This window comes from Ileibacterium valens (assembly GCF_001945525.1).
Taxonomy (GTDB): Bacteria; Bacillota_I; Bacilli_A; order Erysipelotrichales; family Erysipelotrichaceae; genus Ileibacterium; species Ileibacterium valens.
Map to the genome: position 1 here is coordinate 1 of NZ_MPJW01000173.1, position 16,713 is coordinate 16,713.

The window sequence follows — 16,713 nt, forward strand, 5'->3', positions numbered from 1 at the left end:
CGGGAGAACATGTCTTCAGATGCAGGACATGAGATTATGGTCAGCCGGAGCATTCAGGCGGAAGGAACCTTCGGAGATCTTAAAGAAAACTACAGATACAGCCGATTGAGACGCCGGGGACTGGAAAACGTAAAATTTGAGGTGCTTATTGTGGCCATGGGACACAATATCAGAAAATTAAACAACAGAAATCGGATGAGTTTCCCAGAACTCGAACGTTATGGAAAATTAAAGGAGCAGAAAAGCGAAATCTGAAAAAGATTATAAACAGTCTTTTTGAGTTTTGGCTCTTTTCAGTGCGTTCAAAAATTGACTTGAGCGGAAAAACACATCATAAAACAGGATTGAATCAGATAAAAAGCATAGAAAAAGGGGCTGTAAATCTCGCTGATGAAAAATCAGTCGAAATTTAACAGCCCCTTTGTCGTCTTGAATTAACGTTTATGTCCAGTTCCGTATTGCTGAATTCGATATTTAGTGGCCCATTGCAGAAGTGGTACAAGAACCGTTGAGAATTCAATACCGATCTGGGTTGGCTTATAGAGACCTGATGGTTTCTGTGTTGGCTGACCGACAGGGAGTTCTTCAAAATCCATATTATCAAAATCAGGTTTGGTTTCTGCTTCGGTTGAAATTCTTTGAATCAAGCCTTCAAGTTCCATCTCGCGAAGAGTTTTTGACAAAGTGGTATTTGTAATTGGGCCGATTTCAGATCGAATTTCCTGAAAGCTTAACGGGCTTTTGCGGATTAAAGCCCATAATACGGGTGCTATCCATTTCGAAGCTAGTACTGGTAAAAAACTTAAGAGAGCTGGTGAATAGGATGGGGTGTTCTGGATGTTTACAACTGCCTCATCAATCAAAGAGTGATTCACAAAAAACCTCCTGTTGCTTTTTATCTACGATAATCTGAATCCGATTTGAGAGCAATTCATACTGTCTAAAAGCGAGAGAACATTTCGAAAAAATGCTGATATTGTGTATTAATTTACTTTCAGATTCCTGATGAAAATAAGCAGACTGTTGATTTAAACGGATTATTGAATTGAAAAGGAATGGAAAATTAGAATATTTTCAGAATGGCTAAGTCTTATAATGATGTGAGAGCTTACATCAAAACTCAGGCGCAAAAATTGTGTTAAATGAATCTGTTTATTCGTCAGAAAAATGGAAAGAGGGAATGGATATGTTGAATGCACTGGCGCCTATGGCGGCAGTCCTGATTTTTCTGCTGATGTTTATCCTGATCATACTGGATCGATGGCCTCACCATCGGGTCACTTTATGCTGCGGACTGGCTACTCTGTTGCTGGTCTTTGGAGTGATGATGGATGATGGCGGCGAAGCGATCATCCGAACTTTGAATCTTCGCTCGCTGGTTCATCCAGAGTTCTGGATCGCTTCTAAGGAGTCAGCTGAATCAGCAGCTGGAATCAACTGGTCAACAATTTTGTTTATTGCCGGCATGATGGTCATGGTAGAGGGGATGGCGGATGCTGGATTTTTCCAGTGGCTATGCCTGCGCCTGGCAAAATGGGTTAAATATATGGCTTCGAAAATTTTCCTTGTCTTCATGTTTATATCGGCAATTCTGGCCATGTTCATCGATTCAATCACTGTGATTTTATTTTTGGCTGCAGTCACCGTAGAACTTGGAAAGACGCTGAAGTTTAATCCGGTACCCGTTATTTTAGCTGAAATCTTTTGTGCTAACCTGGGCGGATCGGCAACCATGTGTGGAGATCCCCCGAATATTATTATTGGTACTTCACTGCATTTAACCTTTGCGGACTTTTTGTTGAATACTGGATTGATCGCTTTGATCTGTCTATTCGTAACGATTATTTATTTTTGGCTATGTTTTGGTAAGGAGCTCAAAGAAGCGGAAAAGCAGGAGATTGATCTGAACAGTCTTCCGGAGCCTTCAACGGTTATAAAAAACAAAACAAGCTTTGGAGCCTCTGTCGCGATCTTTTTCCTGGCAGTGGTGATGCTGATAACACATGCTCAAACCGGGTTAACTGTAGCTTTTATTGGAGTATTTATTGCTCTGCTCACTCTTCTTTGCGCAGGGAGGAAAGCTCCCGAACTGCTGAAGAAAGTGGATATAAATACTCTTCTTTTCTTTATCGGTCTGTTCGTTGTAGTCAGTGGACTTGAAGAAACCGGAGTTCTGGAAGTAATTGCTCATTTTATTGGGGATGTCTCTGGTGGAAATATTGTTCTGGTTATTGTGATTATTCTTTGGGTTTCAGCAATCGCGAGTGCGTTTGTGGATAATATCCCATTTTCAGCTACGATGATTCCAATCATCCAGACATTATCTGCTACGCAGGGAATTCCAATCCATACTCTGGCCTGGACGCTGAGCATCGGTACAGATATCGGTGGATCTGCGACTCCTATTGGAGCCAGTGCCAACGTTGTTGGTACGGCGGTTGCCATTAAAAATGGTTATCCAGTCGGATGGGGAAAATACTGCAAAGCATGCGTTCCAGCGACGATTATTGTTCTGCTGTTATCAACTGCCATTATTCTGCTTCGATATGTTGTACTCGGAGGATAAAGGTTATGGAAAAAGACGATCAGCAATTGATTATCACCATTTCCAGAGAATTCGGAAGTGGAGGAAAAGAAATTGCCCAGATTCTGGGAGAGAAATATGGAATCCCGGTTTATGAAAAAAATATTTTGAGTCAGCTTGGAATTCGAACGCAGGAAGATATGGATGAATTTCGAGTGCTTGATGAAACACCTCGCTGGTTGATTGCATCCAGGACAGTCCGCGGTCTGACAAATTCCAATGAAGAGATGCTTGCGGCTATGCAGTTTCAATTTCTTAAGGATGAAGCGAATGCAGGACATTCGTTTATCGTATTGGGACATTGCGCTGAAGAGATTTTAAAGGATCATGAAGCCCTGATTACTATATTCGTCAGTGCAGATAAGGAGTTTAAAATTCCAAGAATTATGAAAGAACATCATCTGAATGAAAAAGAAGCCACTAAGATGATGAAACGTCATAATAAAAACCGGAAACAATATCATAATTATTATTGTAAGAACGCCTGGGGAGACTCCAGGTACTATGATATGTGTTTGAAAAGCAGCGCATTAGGAACACAAAAAACAGCTGCCTTGATAGATGATTTTGTTCGCATGCGAACAGAAGAGAAAGCCTGAAAATAACTGAATATCTTTTAATCCGGCAGAAAATATCTGCTGGATTTTTTTTGAGGGAAGGAAGAAGAAAAGAGTTATGAACTGAAGTCAAATCAGAGTCGATTTACATGTTGTTTTCCTATACTGAATTTGAATCATCATCTTATTAATTGTGAATAGAACATGAGGGGATAACCAATGAAAAATACGACCACGAACAATATGGAACTAAACGACTCGAAAGAAGAATCGACTTCACTCCATCAGATGCTCAATACTTCGCCTCAGGAAAATGTCAGTATTTTGCTTCCTTTTAAAACGATTCATAACCTTAGAGACTTAAGTGGACTAACTACCGCCAATAACAAACGAATAAAAAACGGAAAAATGTTTCGCTCAGCGAATCTTCATCATGCAAGCACTGAAGAGCTGATGATTTTAAATCGTATGGGATTAAAAAGGATCTTTGATTTAAGAACAGAGTGGGAATCTGACGCTCAGCCAGATCGATTATTTAAAAGCTGGAAATTATTTATGGAACCTGTTCTTCATGAAAGCATACTTTCGTCTTTTTATGGAGGACAGATCAGCTTTGCGGTTCATGCAATTAAGGATATGAATAAGGCAATGCAGGAAGCTTATATTTTAATGCTGAGCAGCGAGCGTGGAAAGAAAACCTGGAAGAAGCTCTTCGAAGAATTGTTAAAGGACGATACTCCGATACTCTGGCACTGTACGGAAGGGAAGGATCGAACAGGGATGGCTGCGGCTTTAATTGAACATGCTTTATCGATCGATGAGGATCAGATTCTTGCAGATTATCTTCAGACCAATATAGATGCAGCTGGTTTAATTAAAAGCGACGAACAGGCAGCCGATCGGATTATTTTATTTGATCGCAGACTCCTTGAAGAAGACGTTGATGATTTTGTTACAGCTCGCAAGGATTACTATGAAGCAGCTAACCAATGGATCAAGGAAAACTACGGAAGCTGGAAATCCTATTTAAAACAGGAAATTGGTCTTTCAGACTCTGATTTTGAACGTCTTGAAAAAAACTGGCTGATCGATATAAACGAAATCGAACAGAGCGAAGATTGATGCATTGTGTTTGGTTGAGTACCATCCGAATCCTTAAAATAAAAGCAGTCAGGAAGTGATATGATGAAATCAAAAACGAATAGAAATGCTGAGATTTTGCAATACACAGGTGTGGTACTTATTGTTCTGTCTTTAGTGGAAATTATTTTGGAAATTTTGAATGTTCTTCACCTGGATCTAATGGGGATCTCGGCTGCTGAATCAATTGCAGGGCTGTTTTTCTGGCAGGCGGGAAATGCGGCGGTACAGATGATCTTCTCTTTTGTGGGCCTGTTTGCTGGAATAGTAGCGTTTGCTCTTTCGACAAGTGGAAAATATAATCAATGGCTTAGATGGCTGGGGATAGCATTAATTGCAATTTACCTGATTGAAGGAGCTATGCTCTTATCGCAGCCATCCATGTATAGCTGGATCCGCGTTATTTTCTTACTGGTGATTGCAGGAATTTATGTTTTTGCGGCAATGAAACCTGTCGAATCTGAGCCTGGAGCCTATTAATCAGCCAACTAAAAATCGTCAACTGCTTATCTTTAATCAGGAATACAATGGATTATAATTTCAGGAGGGTAGTGAATTGTTGCCGGTGATCCGAAACTGTGCTAAAGTTAAAACCACATGGCACGTTCGGCAAGCGGTTGAAGCCACAGCCCTCTCAAGGCTGCATTCACGGGTTCAAATCCCGTACGTGCTGCCATTTAGAAAATGAGGCTCTCGAAAGAGAGCTTTTTTTATGGGATGGCATATACAAAATATGGGAATAATTCACACAAAAACAACTGTAACCGATTACGAAATGTGAAAATGATGGTATCATAAGGAAGATTTTGAAAAGAAAGGATATAGAAAAATGGATCAATTCAATATGGAAGTGATTCTGGTTGCAGTAATTTGTATCTCCGTTCTTGCCCTGATCTATGCATCGTCTCTTTTCTCCAGCGTGAAAAAAGAGAATTCAGGAAATAAAAGAATGAGAGATCTGTCCTCTTTCATTCACGAAGGCGCTATGGCTTTCCTGACTCGGGAATACAAAATTATTGTAATCTTTGTCATCATCGTAGCCCTGCTGCTGACTGGGCTAGGTTTTATTCCTTCGCTCAAAGGAATTGATGGTGTCGGTCTGAATGGGGCAATCTGCTTTATTTGCGGTGCTCTTTTTTCTGGACTGGCTGGATTTATCGGAATGCAGTCGGCTACGGCTGCGAATGCTAAAACAGCTCAGGCTGCGCGCGAAGGTGGTATGCCTGCCGCTTTGCACGTAGCTTTTAATGGAGGTTCCGTTCTTGGGATTTCTGTTGTCGGATTCGGCCTTCTTGGCCTTTCGGCTTTGTATCTTCTTTTTACGTTCATCCTTGGTGATCCAATTGAAGCTGTCCCAGTTGTTGCAGGATATTCTCTTGGATGCTCTATGATTGCTCTTTTTGCCCGTGTTGGCGGTGGTATTTATACCAAAGCTGCTGACGTCGGTGCGGATCTGGTTGGTAAGGTTGAAGCGGGGATTCCAGAAGATGACCCAAGAAACCCAGCAGTTATCGCCGATAATGTGGGTGATAATGTTGGTGACATTGCAGGTATGGGTTCTGATTTGAACGAGTCCTATGTTGGTGCGCTTGTCTCTTCACTCTCATTGGCAATAGGGGTTACCGTAGGCGGTCAGTCTTATGAATCACAGGCTATTTTGTTCCCGTTTGTAATTGCGGGAGCAGGAGCCATCGCCGCAATGTGCGGTCAGTTCTTCGTGCGCATGAAGAAATGGGATAATCCTCAGTTTGCTTTGAATGTTGCAACCTATGTAGCTACAGTTATTGAACTCGTCGTTGCTTTTATTGCCAGTGCATGGCTGTTTGGAGGGTATGGACCATTCCTTGCAATCGCTACGGGTCTGTTAGTAGGTATAGCCTTAGGAAAAATCGCAGAATATTACACTTCTGATGCTTATCCAAAGGTAAAGGAAATTGCAGCCGAATCACAGACAGGTCATGCTACAAATATTATTTCAGGATTTTCAGTAGGTATGGAATCGACACTGCTGACAGTTATCCTTCTTGTTTTAGGTATTGTTATGGCTTATCTGTTCTTTGGAATGTATGGTATCGGGCTAGGAGCAGTCGGAATGCTTTCAACTGCTGGTATTACTGTTTCTGTAGATGCCTATGGACCAATTGCTGATAATGCTGGTGGTATTGCTGAGATGGCAGAACTTGAACCAGAAGTACGAAAAATTACTGATAAACTGGATTCTGTTGGTAATACTACCGCTGCGATCGGAAAAGGTTTCTGTATCGGTTCAGCTGCTTATACAGCTCTTGCTATGATTGTTGCGTTTGCTGAAGCGGCCAATTTAGAGGCTATTTCTTTATTGCAGCCTGGTGTTCTTGTCGCATTGCTGTTTGGTGCGATGCTTCCATTCTATTTCACCGCTCTGACGATTCGCTCAGTTGGACGTGCGGCCAATAAAATGATCGAAAATGTCCGAGAACAGTTTAGAAACGATCCGGGAATTCTCAAAGGTACAAGCAAACCGAACTATACAGAATGTGTGGATATTTCCACAAAAGCTGCTCTGCATGAAATGGTTGTTCCTGGATGCATTGCGATTGCTTCACCAATCGTTGTTGGATTGCTGCTTGGAACCATGGGACTTGGTGGAATGCTTTTAGGAGCTCTTGTCTCTGCCATTATGCTTGCTGTATTTATGGCTAACTCAGGCGGAGCGTGGGATAACGCCAAGAAATTTATTGAATCCGGAGAATGTGGTGGAAAAGGATCTGAAGCTCATAAAGCTGCCGTCACTGGAGATACGGTCGGAGACCCATTCAAGGATACTGCTGGACCGGCTATGGATATTTTGATTAAGCTGATGTCGGTTATTTCGTTAATTCTTGCTCCAGTTCTCAGTGAACTGACTCCGATTCTGGATTTCCTGTTCACTAAGTAAAAGTAAAAATTATACAGAAGTTAATTCTGATGCTGAATAAACAAGACCTGGTGATCGCCAGGTCTTTTGCTGTATATAAAGCCAGTATGGATAAAAAAGGCTGCCGTAAGCAGCCATGAATCACTATATTCCGATATTTTCCGTACCTTTCGGTTCTGTCGATTCTTCGAATTTCCTGGAATTCTTAGTAATTTTATCTTTTAGTTTCTTTAAGTAAACATGTCGTGGGTTTTCAAATCCATGAGATGGCATCTTATGCTCTTCGCTGTCGTGATCGACATATGAAGCCTCAATACCTTTTAATTCCCATTCAATCAGAAGAACCATCGCGGCCTTGATGACAATCAGCAGTGCGACTTCCCAGATATCGTTGATATTTCTTGCTACAACTGTTCGCAAAATTTCAGCGCCCAGTTTGAAAGTCAGCCCAACCGATTGACCGTGTAAAAGATAGACACGCGCATATGACTGATGCTTGAAAAGTTTATAGAAAGCCCGAAATGTCGAATAAACGATGATGATAACGGACAGAAGTTCCAGAATGTACATGGAAAGTTTTGCCACATCCATGACAAACAGGTGGACGATCCGTGTGGTATTCGACATATAGTCTTCTTCAAGCAGCAGAGGCAGCGGAATATATGAATACATGAATAAAACCTCTCTCTGTGATTATTTGCCAAGACAGAAATTGGAGAACAGCGCTTCTAGTAAATCGTCCTGATGAACTTCACCGAGAATCTCCTTAAGATGGCGGTGTCCTTCCTTGAGATCGATTTCTATCAGATCGGGCTCTATTTCTGCTTCCATGGCTTCTATCGCTCTCATTATATCGTTGCGCGCATTTTCCAATAAACCAATTTGCCTTTCTGATCCCAGCGACTGCTCATATGGAGTATCCATAATTTCAAAACGCCTTTCCAGTTCATCAATAAGTTTGCTTAAATCATGATTTGCGGCTGACACTGGAATATATTCCAAGGTTTCATCAAATTCGATTTCTGTTTTCAGATCCTGTTTGTTTACCAGGATGATTCGATTTGAATTCTGGGTTGCATCAAGCAGTTCTCGATCTTCCGCTTCAAGGGGTCTTGATCCATCTAACACAAGTAAAACAAGCTGGGCTCTTTCAAGCAGGCTCTGCGACTTTCTGATTCCAATCTGCTCTACCAGATCTTCGCTTTCTCGAATTCCTGCAGTATCAGAAAGCCTGAGAACGACAGAACCAACCTGAATCTGTCCTTCTACAATGTCTCTGGTTGTTCCGGGAATATCGGTAACAATCGCTTTTTCTTCATCGAGCAAGGAATTGAGCAAGGAGCTTTTTCCAACATTGGGTTTTCCAACGATGACTGTTTCGATTCCCTGATTCAGCTGCTGACTTCTTTTGGAAAGTGCCAGCAACTGGTTAACCTCATTTAAAAGTACTTTTGCTTCAGGAAGCAGATTTTCATGAGTCATTACTTCAACGTCGTCGTATTCAGGATAGTCAATGTTAACTTCAATACTGGCGATGATATTCAAAAGCCTTTCGATCATTGGTTCAAGAATTCTGGAAACACTTCCTCTGATCTGAGTGATTGCGGATTTAGCCTGAGCGGTGTTGGATGCTTCTACCATCTGTTCGACTGCTTCAGCCTGTGAAAGATCGATACGTCCGTTCAGAAACGCTCTCTGAGTAAATTCTCCAGGTTTAGCTAATCTGGCTCCTGCTTTTAAAGTCAGTTCAAGGATTTTTCTGGTAATAAAAGGTCCTCCATGAGCATTGATTTCAACTACATCTTCGCAGGTATAGGATTTTGGCGCTTTAAATACGGAGACCAGAACCTCATCTATTGGAGTGCCATCCTCCTGGATAAAGCCATGAGCAATCGTGTGTGAAGTTTGTTTCTGCAGATCACGGCTGAATATTTTGTTGGCTATGGAGATGGCTTCGTCTCCAGAAAGCCGAATGATTGAAACGGCCCCGGCCGCTAGTGGGGTTGAAATAGCTGCGATTGTATCATTGAACATATAAAAAACCTTCTTTCTGAATTTTTTGTATTGATTAAATCAGCGCTCAGCATTTGAATTGGATCCATTCTTTCATTATGGTACATAATGGATTGAAAATTAGTTGGCAAAGGAGATTTCAATGAAAAGATATACAGATAGTCAGCTTCCTGAAGCAGCAAAGGATCTTTTAGATCATAAAATTCTTCTTCTTCCTACCGACACTGTTTATGGGGCGGGTGTTGTCTATGGTGAATTAGACGATCTTCATAATTTGAAGCATATCAAACACCGTCCGGAAACTAAACCGATTCCTTTTATGGTGGCCTCAGCAAAGATGATTGAACAAATCGCGATACTTGATGATCGGTCAAGGAAAATCATCTCCACGTTTCTTCCAGGTCCTCTGACTTTAATACTGAAAAGAAAAGAGATTGTCCCTGCAGAATATACAAATGGAATGGATACAATTGCTGTTCGGATTCCAGATGCGCCGAATTTACTCGAAGTCATTGAAATGACTGGCCGTCCACTGTTAGTCAGTTCGGCCAATGAGTCAGGAAAGCCGGCTGCATTGAACATAAAAGAAGCAATTGAAGCGTTACCTCATGCTTATGGGATTCTTGAAGGAATCTGCAGCAATCAACAGGCGAGCACCATTTTAGATTGTACAAAACCAGAACTGCAAATCCTGCGGCCAGGTCCTCTTAGTCTTGAAGATATACAGACAGAACTTTGATAACAAGGCAGTAAATATTAAGTTTGTGGGCAGTTTGGTTAAATATGAACAAAGGACAGCATAACTTTGAAAGAATCAAGTCGTGCTGTCCTTAAGTTTTCATATAATTTAACCGTTTCTTCGAATTAGGGAATGCTTTCTGGCATTTTCGATCATTGTTTTGAGGGTTTTTTCAGTCGTTTCCAGTTCTTCTGGACTGATTCCTTCGGTCAGATTCTGAAGGAAGTTGAAATGAAGGGGTTCGATTTCATCAAGTGCCTGTAATGCTTTGTGGGTCAGGGAAAGGTAAATTGTTTTATGGTTAGTTCCATCATAGAAACGGGTAATGTAGCCTTCTTTTTCAAGATGCTTTAACGCAGTTGATACATGCGATTTTGTAAAGTGCCTTTTATCGATGATGTGAGTGGCGGTATTATAATGTGGATTCTTGGATAGAAATACAAGTATGTCTGCGCAGATCGGTGTCAGGGCATACTTGTCATCAAGGGCTGCCAGAGAATGATCATGCATTCGGCGAACCATCATCAGTGCGGTTATAGATTTGAGTATGATATCTTCATTGGGATTATACATAGTATCCTCCGTTACGGACCGTTTGTATTTTAGGCTTTTATAAGCAACTTCACAAGGAGCGGAGTTTTGATTTGACAACACAATTTCGATCTTTTAACCTTTTAGCCATAGGCATGGAACGAATAAGCCCGAAAAGGGCTTTTTTGCGCTGAAGAAACTCCCTGTAAAGCGACATTCTTTAGCTGCACTTCGTTCCGAAGTGCTTTTAATTTGTCGTTATCAATCAGTAAGGAAAGGGTAGAACATGGCTGAAAAAAATAAAACACAAAATAAGCTGCCTGAACAGGAGCGTGTCCGCCGTCAGAAAATGAATGATTTCATTTCGATGGGTGTTGATCCTTTTGGAAAAGCTTATAACAGAACGCATAAGTCTTCAGATATTATTCCAGTTTACCAGGAATGTACCAAGGAAGAGTTGGAAGAAAAACAGATTCCTGTATGTGTTGCCGGTCGAATCATGACAAAGCGCAGAATGGGTAAAGCAGGGTTCATGCATATCCAGGATGTGGATGGAAGAATCCAGATTTACGTTCGTAAAGATGAAGTCGGCGATGATGCTTATGAAATCTATAAGAAAAATGACCTGGGGGATATCGTTGGAATTTCCGGAGTACTCATGAAAACAGATCACGGAGATCTGGCAATTCGAGCAAAAGAATATACGCATCTGTCAAAGTCTCTGCGTCCGCTTCCAGAGAAATTCCATGGTTTAACAGATACAGAAGAGCGTTTCAGAAGAAGATACGTTGACCTGATTATGAACGATGAAGCTCGTAAGGTTGCGGTAACTCGTCCAAAGATTATTCGCGCGATTCAGCATTATCTGGATTCGCAGGGGCTGATTGAAGTAGAAACACCGGTTCTCAACCCGATTCTCGGAGGAGCTGCTGCCAGACCTTTTGTAACTCACCATAATACCCTGGATATTGATCTGTATTTGCGAATTGCGACTGAACTGAATCTGAAGCGTCTGATTGTTGGTGGTCTTGAAGGTGTTTATGAAATTGGACGCCTTTTCAGAAACGAAGGAATGGATGCTACTCACAATCCCGAATTTACAACTGTTGAAGCTTATGTGGCTTATTCTGATCTTTCAGGAATGATGGATCTGATTGAAGGCTTATTCCGCAATGTTTCTAATGAGGTTTTAGGTACCGATATTATTAATTATCAGGGCGTGGAACTCGATTTTGGAAAACCGTTTAAGCGTATTAAAATGACTGATGCGGTTAAGGAAAAGACAGGTATTGATTTTGAACAGGATATGACCTTTGAAGAAGCGGCAAAAATCGCAGCTGATCATGGAATTGAACTTGAAAAGAAACATAATTCAGTTGGACATATTATTACCCTGTTCTTTGATAAATATGTCGAAGAAACATTAATGCAGCCAACATTCGTCTATCATTATCCAGTGGAGATCTCTCCTCTGGCTAAAAAGAACGCTGAGGATCCACGGTTTACTGATCGCTATGAACTATTTATTGTGGGTCATGAATATGCGAATGCATTCTCTGAATTGAACGATCCAATTGATCAGAGGGAACGTTTTGAAAAACAGCTTGAACTGCGCGCCTTAGGTGATGATGAAGCCAGTGACATGGATGTCGATTATGTTGAGGCACTGGAATATGGAATGCCTCCTACCGGTGGTGTTGGTTTAGGAATTGATCGTTTTGTCATGCTTTTAACGAATCAGACAACGATTCGTGAAGTTCTGTTATTCCCTACAATGAAACCAATTGACTAGGGTTTAAATTTTTAAACTGTATGAGTATAAAAGGAATTCCTTCAGGCAATCTTCATTGATTGCAGGTGGAATTCCTTTTTGCTTTTTAGAACACTCATCAATATGGTGTTGTTTTTTTACAGTGAGTTTCTACGTATTCTTTGGATATTGTTCTGGGTCCGGAGACCTTGAAATTAATGACATAGGCATCTTTGGTCTTTTTATAAACTTCTCCTTTTCCAATTCCAGGATGATCAAGCCATTGTCCCACGCTGAATATGGTTCTTCTGGCAGGGCCAACGGCACGCTCAGAAAGTGTTTTTTCAATTTTTGCTTCAGCATGCTGTTCTTCGGTTTCGGTAATATCGGATTCGAGAAAGAGGGACTTAAACTCTTCAAAATCTTTCGCCTTATCCAACAAACCGGCCTGATAAAGACCAAGATAAGCGGCACAGGCTCTGGCCTGATTATTAATTCCTGTTTCAGGGTTGAATTCAATATCACAAAATGCGGTGTAATTCGGAATGGCGGCTCTGGCTCCATTATTTTCGAGCAGAGCCTGAATGTATAGCCAGTTATAAAAAAGACTTGCAGGCCATGATGGAAACTGTTGATCTAAAAAGCTGAAATGGGCTAATCTTCCGGAGTTTTCAAGACGTTCATCTCTCTTAGCCTGTAAAGGGGTGCAGCCTAATAAGTCGTAGTAAGGACCGCCATGAGTAAATACTTTAGATGCCTGATAAATATTCTCCACAGGGAATGCTTTTTTCAAAGCGGGGATATTTAATTTCAGATTAAAAGGAGACAGCGCCTGTCCGGCAGGCAGATCAGATTTTGTTGAAACTTCAAGAATTTTTGCATTTGGGTGTTTCTTAAGATAAGCTTCGCGTAATGCGGTTGAGTTTTTTAATTTCTGAGTGGGTGATACTCCGGGATTCCAATCAAATTCAACCATTTCGCGCTTATAGTAAGGTCTTGTTGATTTCGGAGTGTATACAGGACGAGTAGTCATGACTTCATTATAAATCTCTAGAAATGAGAATCGCCTGATTTGATCACTGGGGCACTGAATTGGGCTGATCTGAAAAAAATAAAAAAATCTAAATAAAGGGTTGGCATTTTCATAAGACCTGTTATAATCAAGGACGTCCAAGTGGATAAGCGATCTGAAAATGAATCATTTAAAAAGATTTTAAATAAATCTTGACTTAAAAGAATTTATCAGATACAATAATAAAGCGTTAAACAAATAAACGGATGGAGGCTTAGCTCAGTTGGGAGAGCGTCTGCCTTACAAGCAGAGGGTCAGCGGTTCGAGCCCGTTAGCCTCCACCATCTATACGGAGAGATAGCGAAGTGGCTAAACGCGGCTGACTGTAACTCAGTTCCTTTTGGTTCGGCAGTTCGAATCTGCCTCTCTCCACCATTGCAGGTGTAGTTCAATGGTAGAACTTCAGCCTTCCAAGCTGACTACGTGAGTTCGATTCTCATCACCTGCTCCATTTTGATAACTAAACGGCGAAAGCCGTTTTTTTTTGTTTTCTTAGTGCTCTGAAGTCAGCAGACCTGGTGGGCTACATCAGACGAGTTCAATTCTTCCAAGACTATAATGAAAACAGTGATTGGGGGATGAGATATGGAATCGCTAAAACTCTTCTGGCTGATCATGAAACGAACTCACGGAGATCGTCTCATGATAGGATTTATCATTTTTTATATCATTGACTGCTTATGCCTGTGGATATTTGATCCTGGCTTAGACAATATTGGAGATGCTTTCTGGCTTGGATTTAATATAGCAACTTCCATTGGACTTGGAGATTATACTGTTACAGCGCCTGCAGCGCGTATTTGCGCCATATTGCTTGGTATTTATGGAGTAATTATTGTAGCTTTTATTCCGGGTCTGATCGCTTCCTACTATTCTGAAAAGACACGAATGAATCTCAATCAGAGCATCAAACAGCATTACGAGGAGCTCGATGATCTGACCAATATGAACTCTGCTCAAAAAAAGCAGCTATCTGAAACCCTCAGAAAGGAGAGAGAAGCTCGATGAAAAACATTGAACTCTTTTCCCTAGTCTTCAGGCAGACTCATATGAGTCGATTTTTGTGGGGATTCTTGATTTTCTTTTTGATCGCCTGTGGACTGATCTGGATGACAGATCCATCGATTACAACGTATTGGGATGCATTGTGGTTTGGCTTCATGCTGGTAACTACGATCGGATTTGGTGACTATACCGTCACATTCTGGGTATCGCGTTTAATTGCAGTTTTACTTGCTTCCTACGGAATTTTGCTCAGCGGATTTATCTGCGGTGTTGGAGCGACCTACCTGTTTGAAAAAGTAAGAATGGGTCACGAAGAAACTGTTTCTGAAATGGTCTGGCAGTTAGAACATCTGGATAAGCTTTCTGATGATCAGATTCAAAAATTGAAAACGAAAATTCAGAAAAGCAAATCGGATGAAAACGGTCCAAATATCGAGTGATAAACAGAAGAATGTATAGAATGGTAAATTGACAAAGATAGAAACCGCTTAAATGAACGGTCATCGATTTTTAAATGGTTTTTTGCTTGAATAACTGTAAGGAACTCAATCAATCGGTCTGAAATGATAAAATATGATCAAACCTGTTTGAGCAGGATATTAGTTTCAATGGATGAATGGAAAGGCAATTTATGGAAAAAATTACAGATACAATTACATACGTAGGCTGCGATGATTCTGATCTGGATCTTTTTGAATCCCAGTATAAAGTCCCAAACGGAATGGCTTATAACTCCTATCTGGTTCAGGATGGAAAAAATATACTTTTTGATACGGTAGATCGTCGAAAAGAAGAAGAATGGAAAGAAAATGTATTGAATGCTCTCAATGGAGAAGAACTGGATTATCTTGTGATTCAGCATCTTGAACCTGACCATTCTTCAGGAATTGACTGGGTTCTTCAAAAATTCCCGAAAGCAAAATTGATTGCTTCTGCAAAAGCAATATCAATGCTTCCTAATTTTGTTGATTCGCCGACCGAAGGACGGACTATTGCAGTTAAGGATAAAGAAACTCTCAAACTTGGAAACGTGGATTTTACCTTTATCACTGCACCAATGGTGCATTGGCCAGAAGTTATCATGACTTATGATGCTAAAGATAAAATTCTGTTCTCCGCAGATGCATTCGGGAAATTTGGAACCCGTGATGCAGATGAACCATGGGATGATGAAAGCAGACGCTATTATCTGAATATTGTTGGAAAGTATGGACCTCAGGTTCAGGCTGTACTGAAAAAAGCGGCTGGACTGGATATTGAAAAGGTGCTTTCTTTACATGGTCCATTCCTTAATAAAGAAGATCTTCCACATGTGCTTGATCTCTACAGCTTATGGAGTACATACACTCCAGAAACAGAAGGAGTACTGATTCTTGTTGCTTCAATTCATGGTCATACAAATGTAGCCGCCGAAAAAATGAAAGAGATTCTTGAAGCGAAAGGGCATAAAGTACATTTAATGGATGTTACCCGTTCTGATACCCATGAATGTGTAGCTCAGGCATTCCGCTATCCGAAGATTGTTCTGATGGCCTGTTCATATGATGCAGGACTGTTCCCTCCGATGGAACGTGTTCTGATGATCCTAAGTCATAAAAACTTCCAGAAACGTGTTATTGGAATGGTACAGAACGGTTCCTGGGCGCCTTCAGCAGCTAAAACAATGAAAGCGATTCTCGAACCATGCAAGAATCTCACTTTTGTTGAACCAGTTGTAACAATTACTACTTCCCTAAGAAAAGCGAATATTCCGGCAATGGAAGAACTGGCTGACCATTTAATTGAAGCATAGCGCAGCTCAACCATAAAATTCGAAATATATACCTTAGGGGCTGTTAAATTTCTGACAGTCCAAAAATAAAAAGAGGCACCTGATCCGTAATGGATGAGGTGCCTTTTTTGGTAAAATATGTTCATGCTTAATAAACAAAATTACCAAACACACTATAACTCGATTCAGGGCCGTTTGCCACTGCTCCATTCTCTCTTCCCTCATATTGAGATGGATTCTGTCTTCACTACTGTCAGTTCCTTTGTCGATGATTATCTCGACCTTGCCCTTTATCCTTCTTTTGCCTCCTGGCCAGCCTGCCATTTCCCAGCAGACGCCATGCTCAAAGCCGCTCTGATTTCTTTTACTCTTTATGGCTACTGCTCTTTGCGGCAGCAGGAAGAACTTTATTCTCACGACATCCGTCTGCTCTGCCTTTTCAATGGCGAAACTCCTTCTTACGGTACAATTTCCCGCTTTCAGAAGGAATGCCTTACTCCATGCATGGAGGATCTCTTTACGGAATTCAACCGCTATGCCGAACAGAATGATCCTCAGATAGACTCTTCTGTCCTTTATCTGGATGGAACAAAAATTGAAGCCAACGCCAACAAGATGACATTCGTCTGGACAAAGGCCACTCAGATGTGCCGAT

At 41.1% G+C, this 16,713-nt stretch carries 17 protein-coding genes and 4 tRNA genes; 16 read left to right on the forward strand and 5 right to left on the reverse strand.

The features are described 5' to 3' along the window. The coding region (locus tag BO222_RS08785) for a transposase (protein ID WP_075818131.1) at positions 1 to 255 on the forward strand (255 nt) is incomplete at its 5' end. 179 nt (positions 256 to 434) lie between these two features. Here the strand turns inward: BO222_RS08785 and BO222_RS08790 are convergent. Then, entirely contained in the window at positions 435 to 875 is a 441-nt protein-coding gene (locus BO222_RS08790; protein WP_075820257.1) for a winged helix-turn-helix transcriptional regulator, read from the reverse strand. 311 nt (positions 876 to 1,186) lie between these two features. Here BO222_RS08790 and BO222_RS08795 point away from each other — a divergent pair, with 311 nt between their 5' ends. From BO222_RS08795 to BO222_RS08820, 6 genes are all read left to right on the forward strand, one after another. Next, positions 1,187 to 2,566 carry an ArsB/NhaD family transporter gene (locus BO222_RS08795; RefSeq protein WP_198932042.1) on the forward strand — a complete coding sequence of 460 codons (1,380 nt, stop codon included), beginning with the start codon at positions 1,187 to 1,189 and terminating at the stop codon, positions 2,564 to 2,566. 5 nt (positions 2,567 to 2,571) lie between these two features. Continuing rightward, positions 2,572 to 3,183, forward strand: coding sequence for a cytidylate kinase-like family protein (locus BO222_RS08800; protein ID WP_075820261.1), 612 nt, complete (start codon positions 2,572 to 2,574; stop codon positions 3,181 to 3,183). A 177-nt stretch (positions 3,184 to 3,360) separates the two neighbouring features. Further along, positions 3,361 to 4,263: a tyrosine-protein phosphatase gene (locus BO222_RS08805; protein ID WP_075820263.1), complete on the forward strand. Its 903-nt coding sequence runs from the start codon at positions 3,361 to 3,363 to the stop codon at positions 4,261 to 4,263. A 60-nt stretch (positions 4,264 to 4,323) separates the two neighbouring features. Continuing rightward, positions 4,324 to 4,761 (forward strand): hypothetical protein, encoded by a 438-nt coding sequence (locus tag BO222_RS08810; protein ID WP_075820265.1) that lies wholly within the window; start codon positions 4,324 to 4,326, stop codon positions 4,759 to 4,761. A 119-nt stretch (positions 4,762 to 4,880) separates the two neighbouring features. Then, positions 4,881 to 4,957, forward strand: a tRNA-Glu gene (locus BO222_RS08815). A 153-nt stretch (positions 4,958 to 5,110) separates the two neighbouring features. After that, the gene (locus BO222_RS08820; protein WP_198932044.1) at positions 5,111 to 7,198 is read left to right on the forward strand and encodes a sodium-translocating pyrophosphatase; all 2,088 of its coding nucleotides are present in this window, start codon (positions 5,111 to 5,113) and stop codon (positions 7,196 to 7,198) included. A gap of 123 nt (positions 7,199 to 7,321) precedes the next feature. Here the strand turns inward: BO222_RS08820 and BO222_RS08825 are convergent, their stop codons facing one another. Next, entirely contained in the window at positions 7,322 to 7,849 is a 528-nt protein-coding gene (locus tag BO222_RS08825) for a DUF1622 domain-containing protein (protein WP_075820267.1), read from the reverse strand. A gap of 21 nt (positions 7,850 to 7,870) precedes the next feature. After that, positions 7,871 to 9,211: a tRNA uridine-5-carboxymethylaminomethyl(34) synthesis GTPase MnmE gene (gene mnmE / locus BO222_RS08830; protein ID WP_075820269.1), complete on the reverse strand. Its 1,341-nt coding sequence runs from the start codon at positions 9,209 to 9,211 to the stop codon at positions 7,871 to 7,873. 121 nt (positions 9,212 to 9,332) lie between these two features. Between mnmE and BO222_RS08835 the strand changes: the two genes are divergently transcribed. After that, the gene (locus BO222_RS08835) at positions 9,333 to 9,929 is read left to right on the forward strand and encodes an L-threonylcarbamoyladenylate synthase (protein ID WP_075820271.1); all 597 of its coding nucleotides are present in this window, start codon (positions 9,333 to 9,335) and stop codon (positions 9,927 to 9,929) included. 108 nt (positions 9,930 to 10,037) lie between these two features. On the opposite strand, the gene BO222_RS08840 is transcribed toward BO222_RS08835, so the two are convergent. Beyond that, on the reverse strand, positions 10,038 to 10,502 hold the full coding sequence (locus BO222_RS08840; RefSeq protein WP_075820273.1) for a MarR family winged helix-turn-helix transcriptional regulator: 465 nt from the start codon (positions 10,500 to 10,502) through the stop codon (positions 10,038 to 10,040). Between the two features lie 244 nt (positions 10,503 to 10,746). On the opposite strand from BO222_RS08840, the gene lysS reads away from it, so the two are divergent. Continuing rightward, positions 10,747 to 12,252, forward strand: coding sequence for a lysine--tRNA ligase (gene lysS, locus BO222_RS08845; RefSeq protein ID WP_075820275.1), 1,506 nt, complete (start codon positions 10,747 to 10,749; stop codon positions 12,250 to 12,252). A 97-nt stretch (positions 12,253 to 12,349) separates the two neighbouring features. On the opposite strand, the gene BO222_RS08850 is transcribed toward lysS, so the two are convergent. Next, positions 12,350 to 13,243, reverse strand: coding sequence for a DarT1-associated NADAR antitoxin family protein (locus tag BO222_RS08850; RefSeq protein ID WP_075820277.1), 894 nt, complete (start codon positions 13,241 to 13,243; stop codon positions 12,350 to 12,352). A 247-nt stretch (positions 13,244 to 13,490) separates the two neighbouring features. On the opposite strand from BO222_RS08850, the gene BO222_RS08855 reads away from it, so the two are divergent. The 7 genes from BO222_RS08855 to BO222_RS08885 all read left to right on the forward strand — a co-directional run. Continuing rightward, positions 13,491 to 13,566, forward strand: a tRNA-Val gene (locus BO222_RS08855). A 7-nt stretch (positions 13,567 to 13,573) separates the two neighbouring features. Further along, a tRNA-Tyr gene (locus tag BO222_RS08860) sits at positions 13,574 to 13,657 on the forward strand. Between the two features lie 2 nt (positions 13,658 to 13,659). Continuing rightward, positions 13,660 to 13,733 (forward strand) — tRNA-Gly (locus BO222_RS08865). Positions 13,734 to 13,924: 191 nt separating this feature from the next. Then, the gene (locus BO222_RS08870; protein WP_158024585.1) at positions 13,925 to 14,290 is read left to right on the forward strand and encodes a potassium channel family protein; all 366 of its coding nucleotides are present in this window, start codon (positions 13,925 to 13,927) and stop codon (positions 14,288 to 14,290) included. Next, entirely contained in the window at positions 14,287 to 14,727 is a 441-nt protein-coding gene (locus BO222_RS08875) for a potassium channel family protein (protein ID WP_075820281.1), read from the forward strand. Before BO222_RS08870 ends, BO222_RS08875 begins: the two co-directional genes overlap by 4 nt. Before the next feature lie 191 nt (positions 14,728 to 14,918). Next, complete coding sequence (locus BO222_RS08880; RefSeq protein ID WP_075820283.1) at positions 14,919 to 16,079, forward strand: FprA family A-type flavoprotein; 1,161 nt, start codon at positions 14,919 to 14,921, stop codon at positions 16,077 to 16,079. Positions 16,080 to 16,202: 123 nt separating this feature from the next. Next, on the forward strand, positions 16,203 to 16,713 hold a 511-nt coding region (locus tag BO222_RS08885; RefSeq protein WP_198932045.1), incomplete at its 3' end, for a transposase.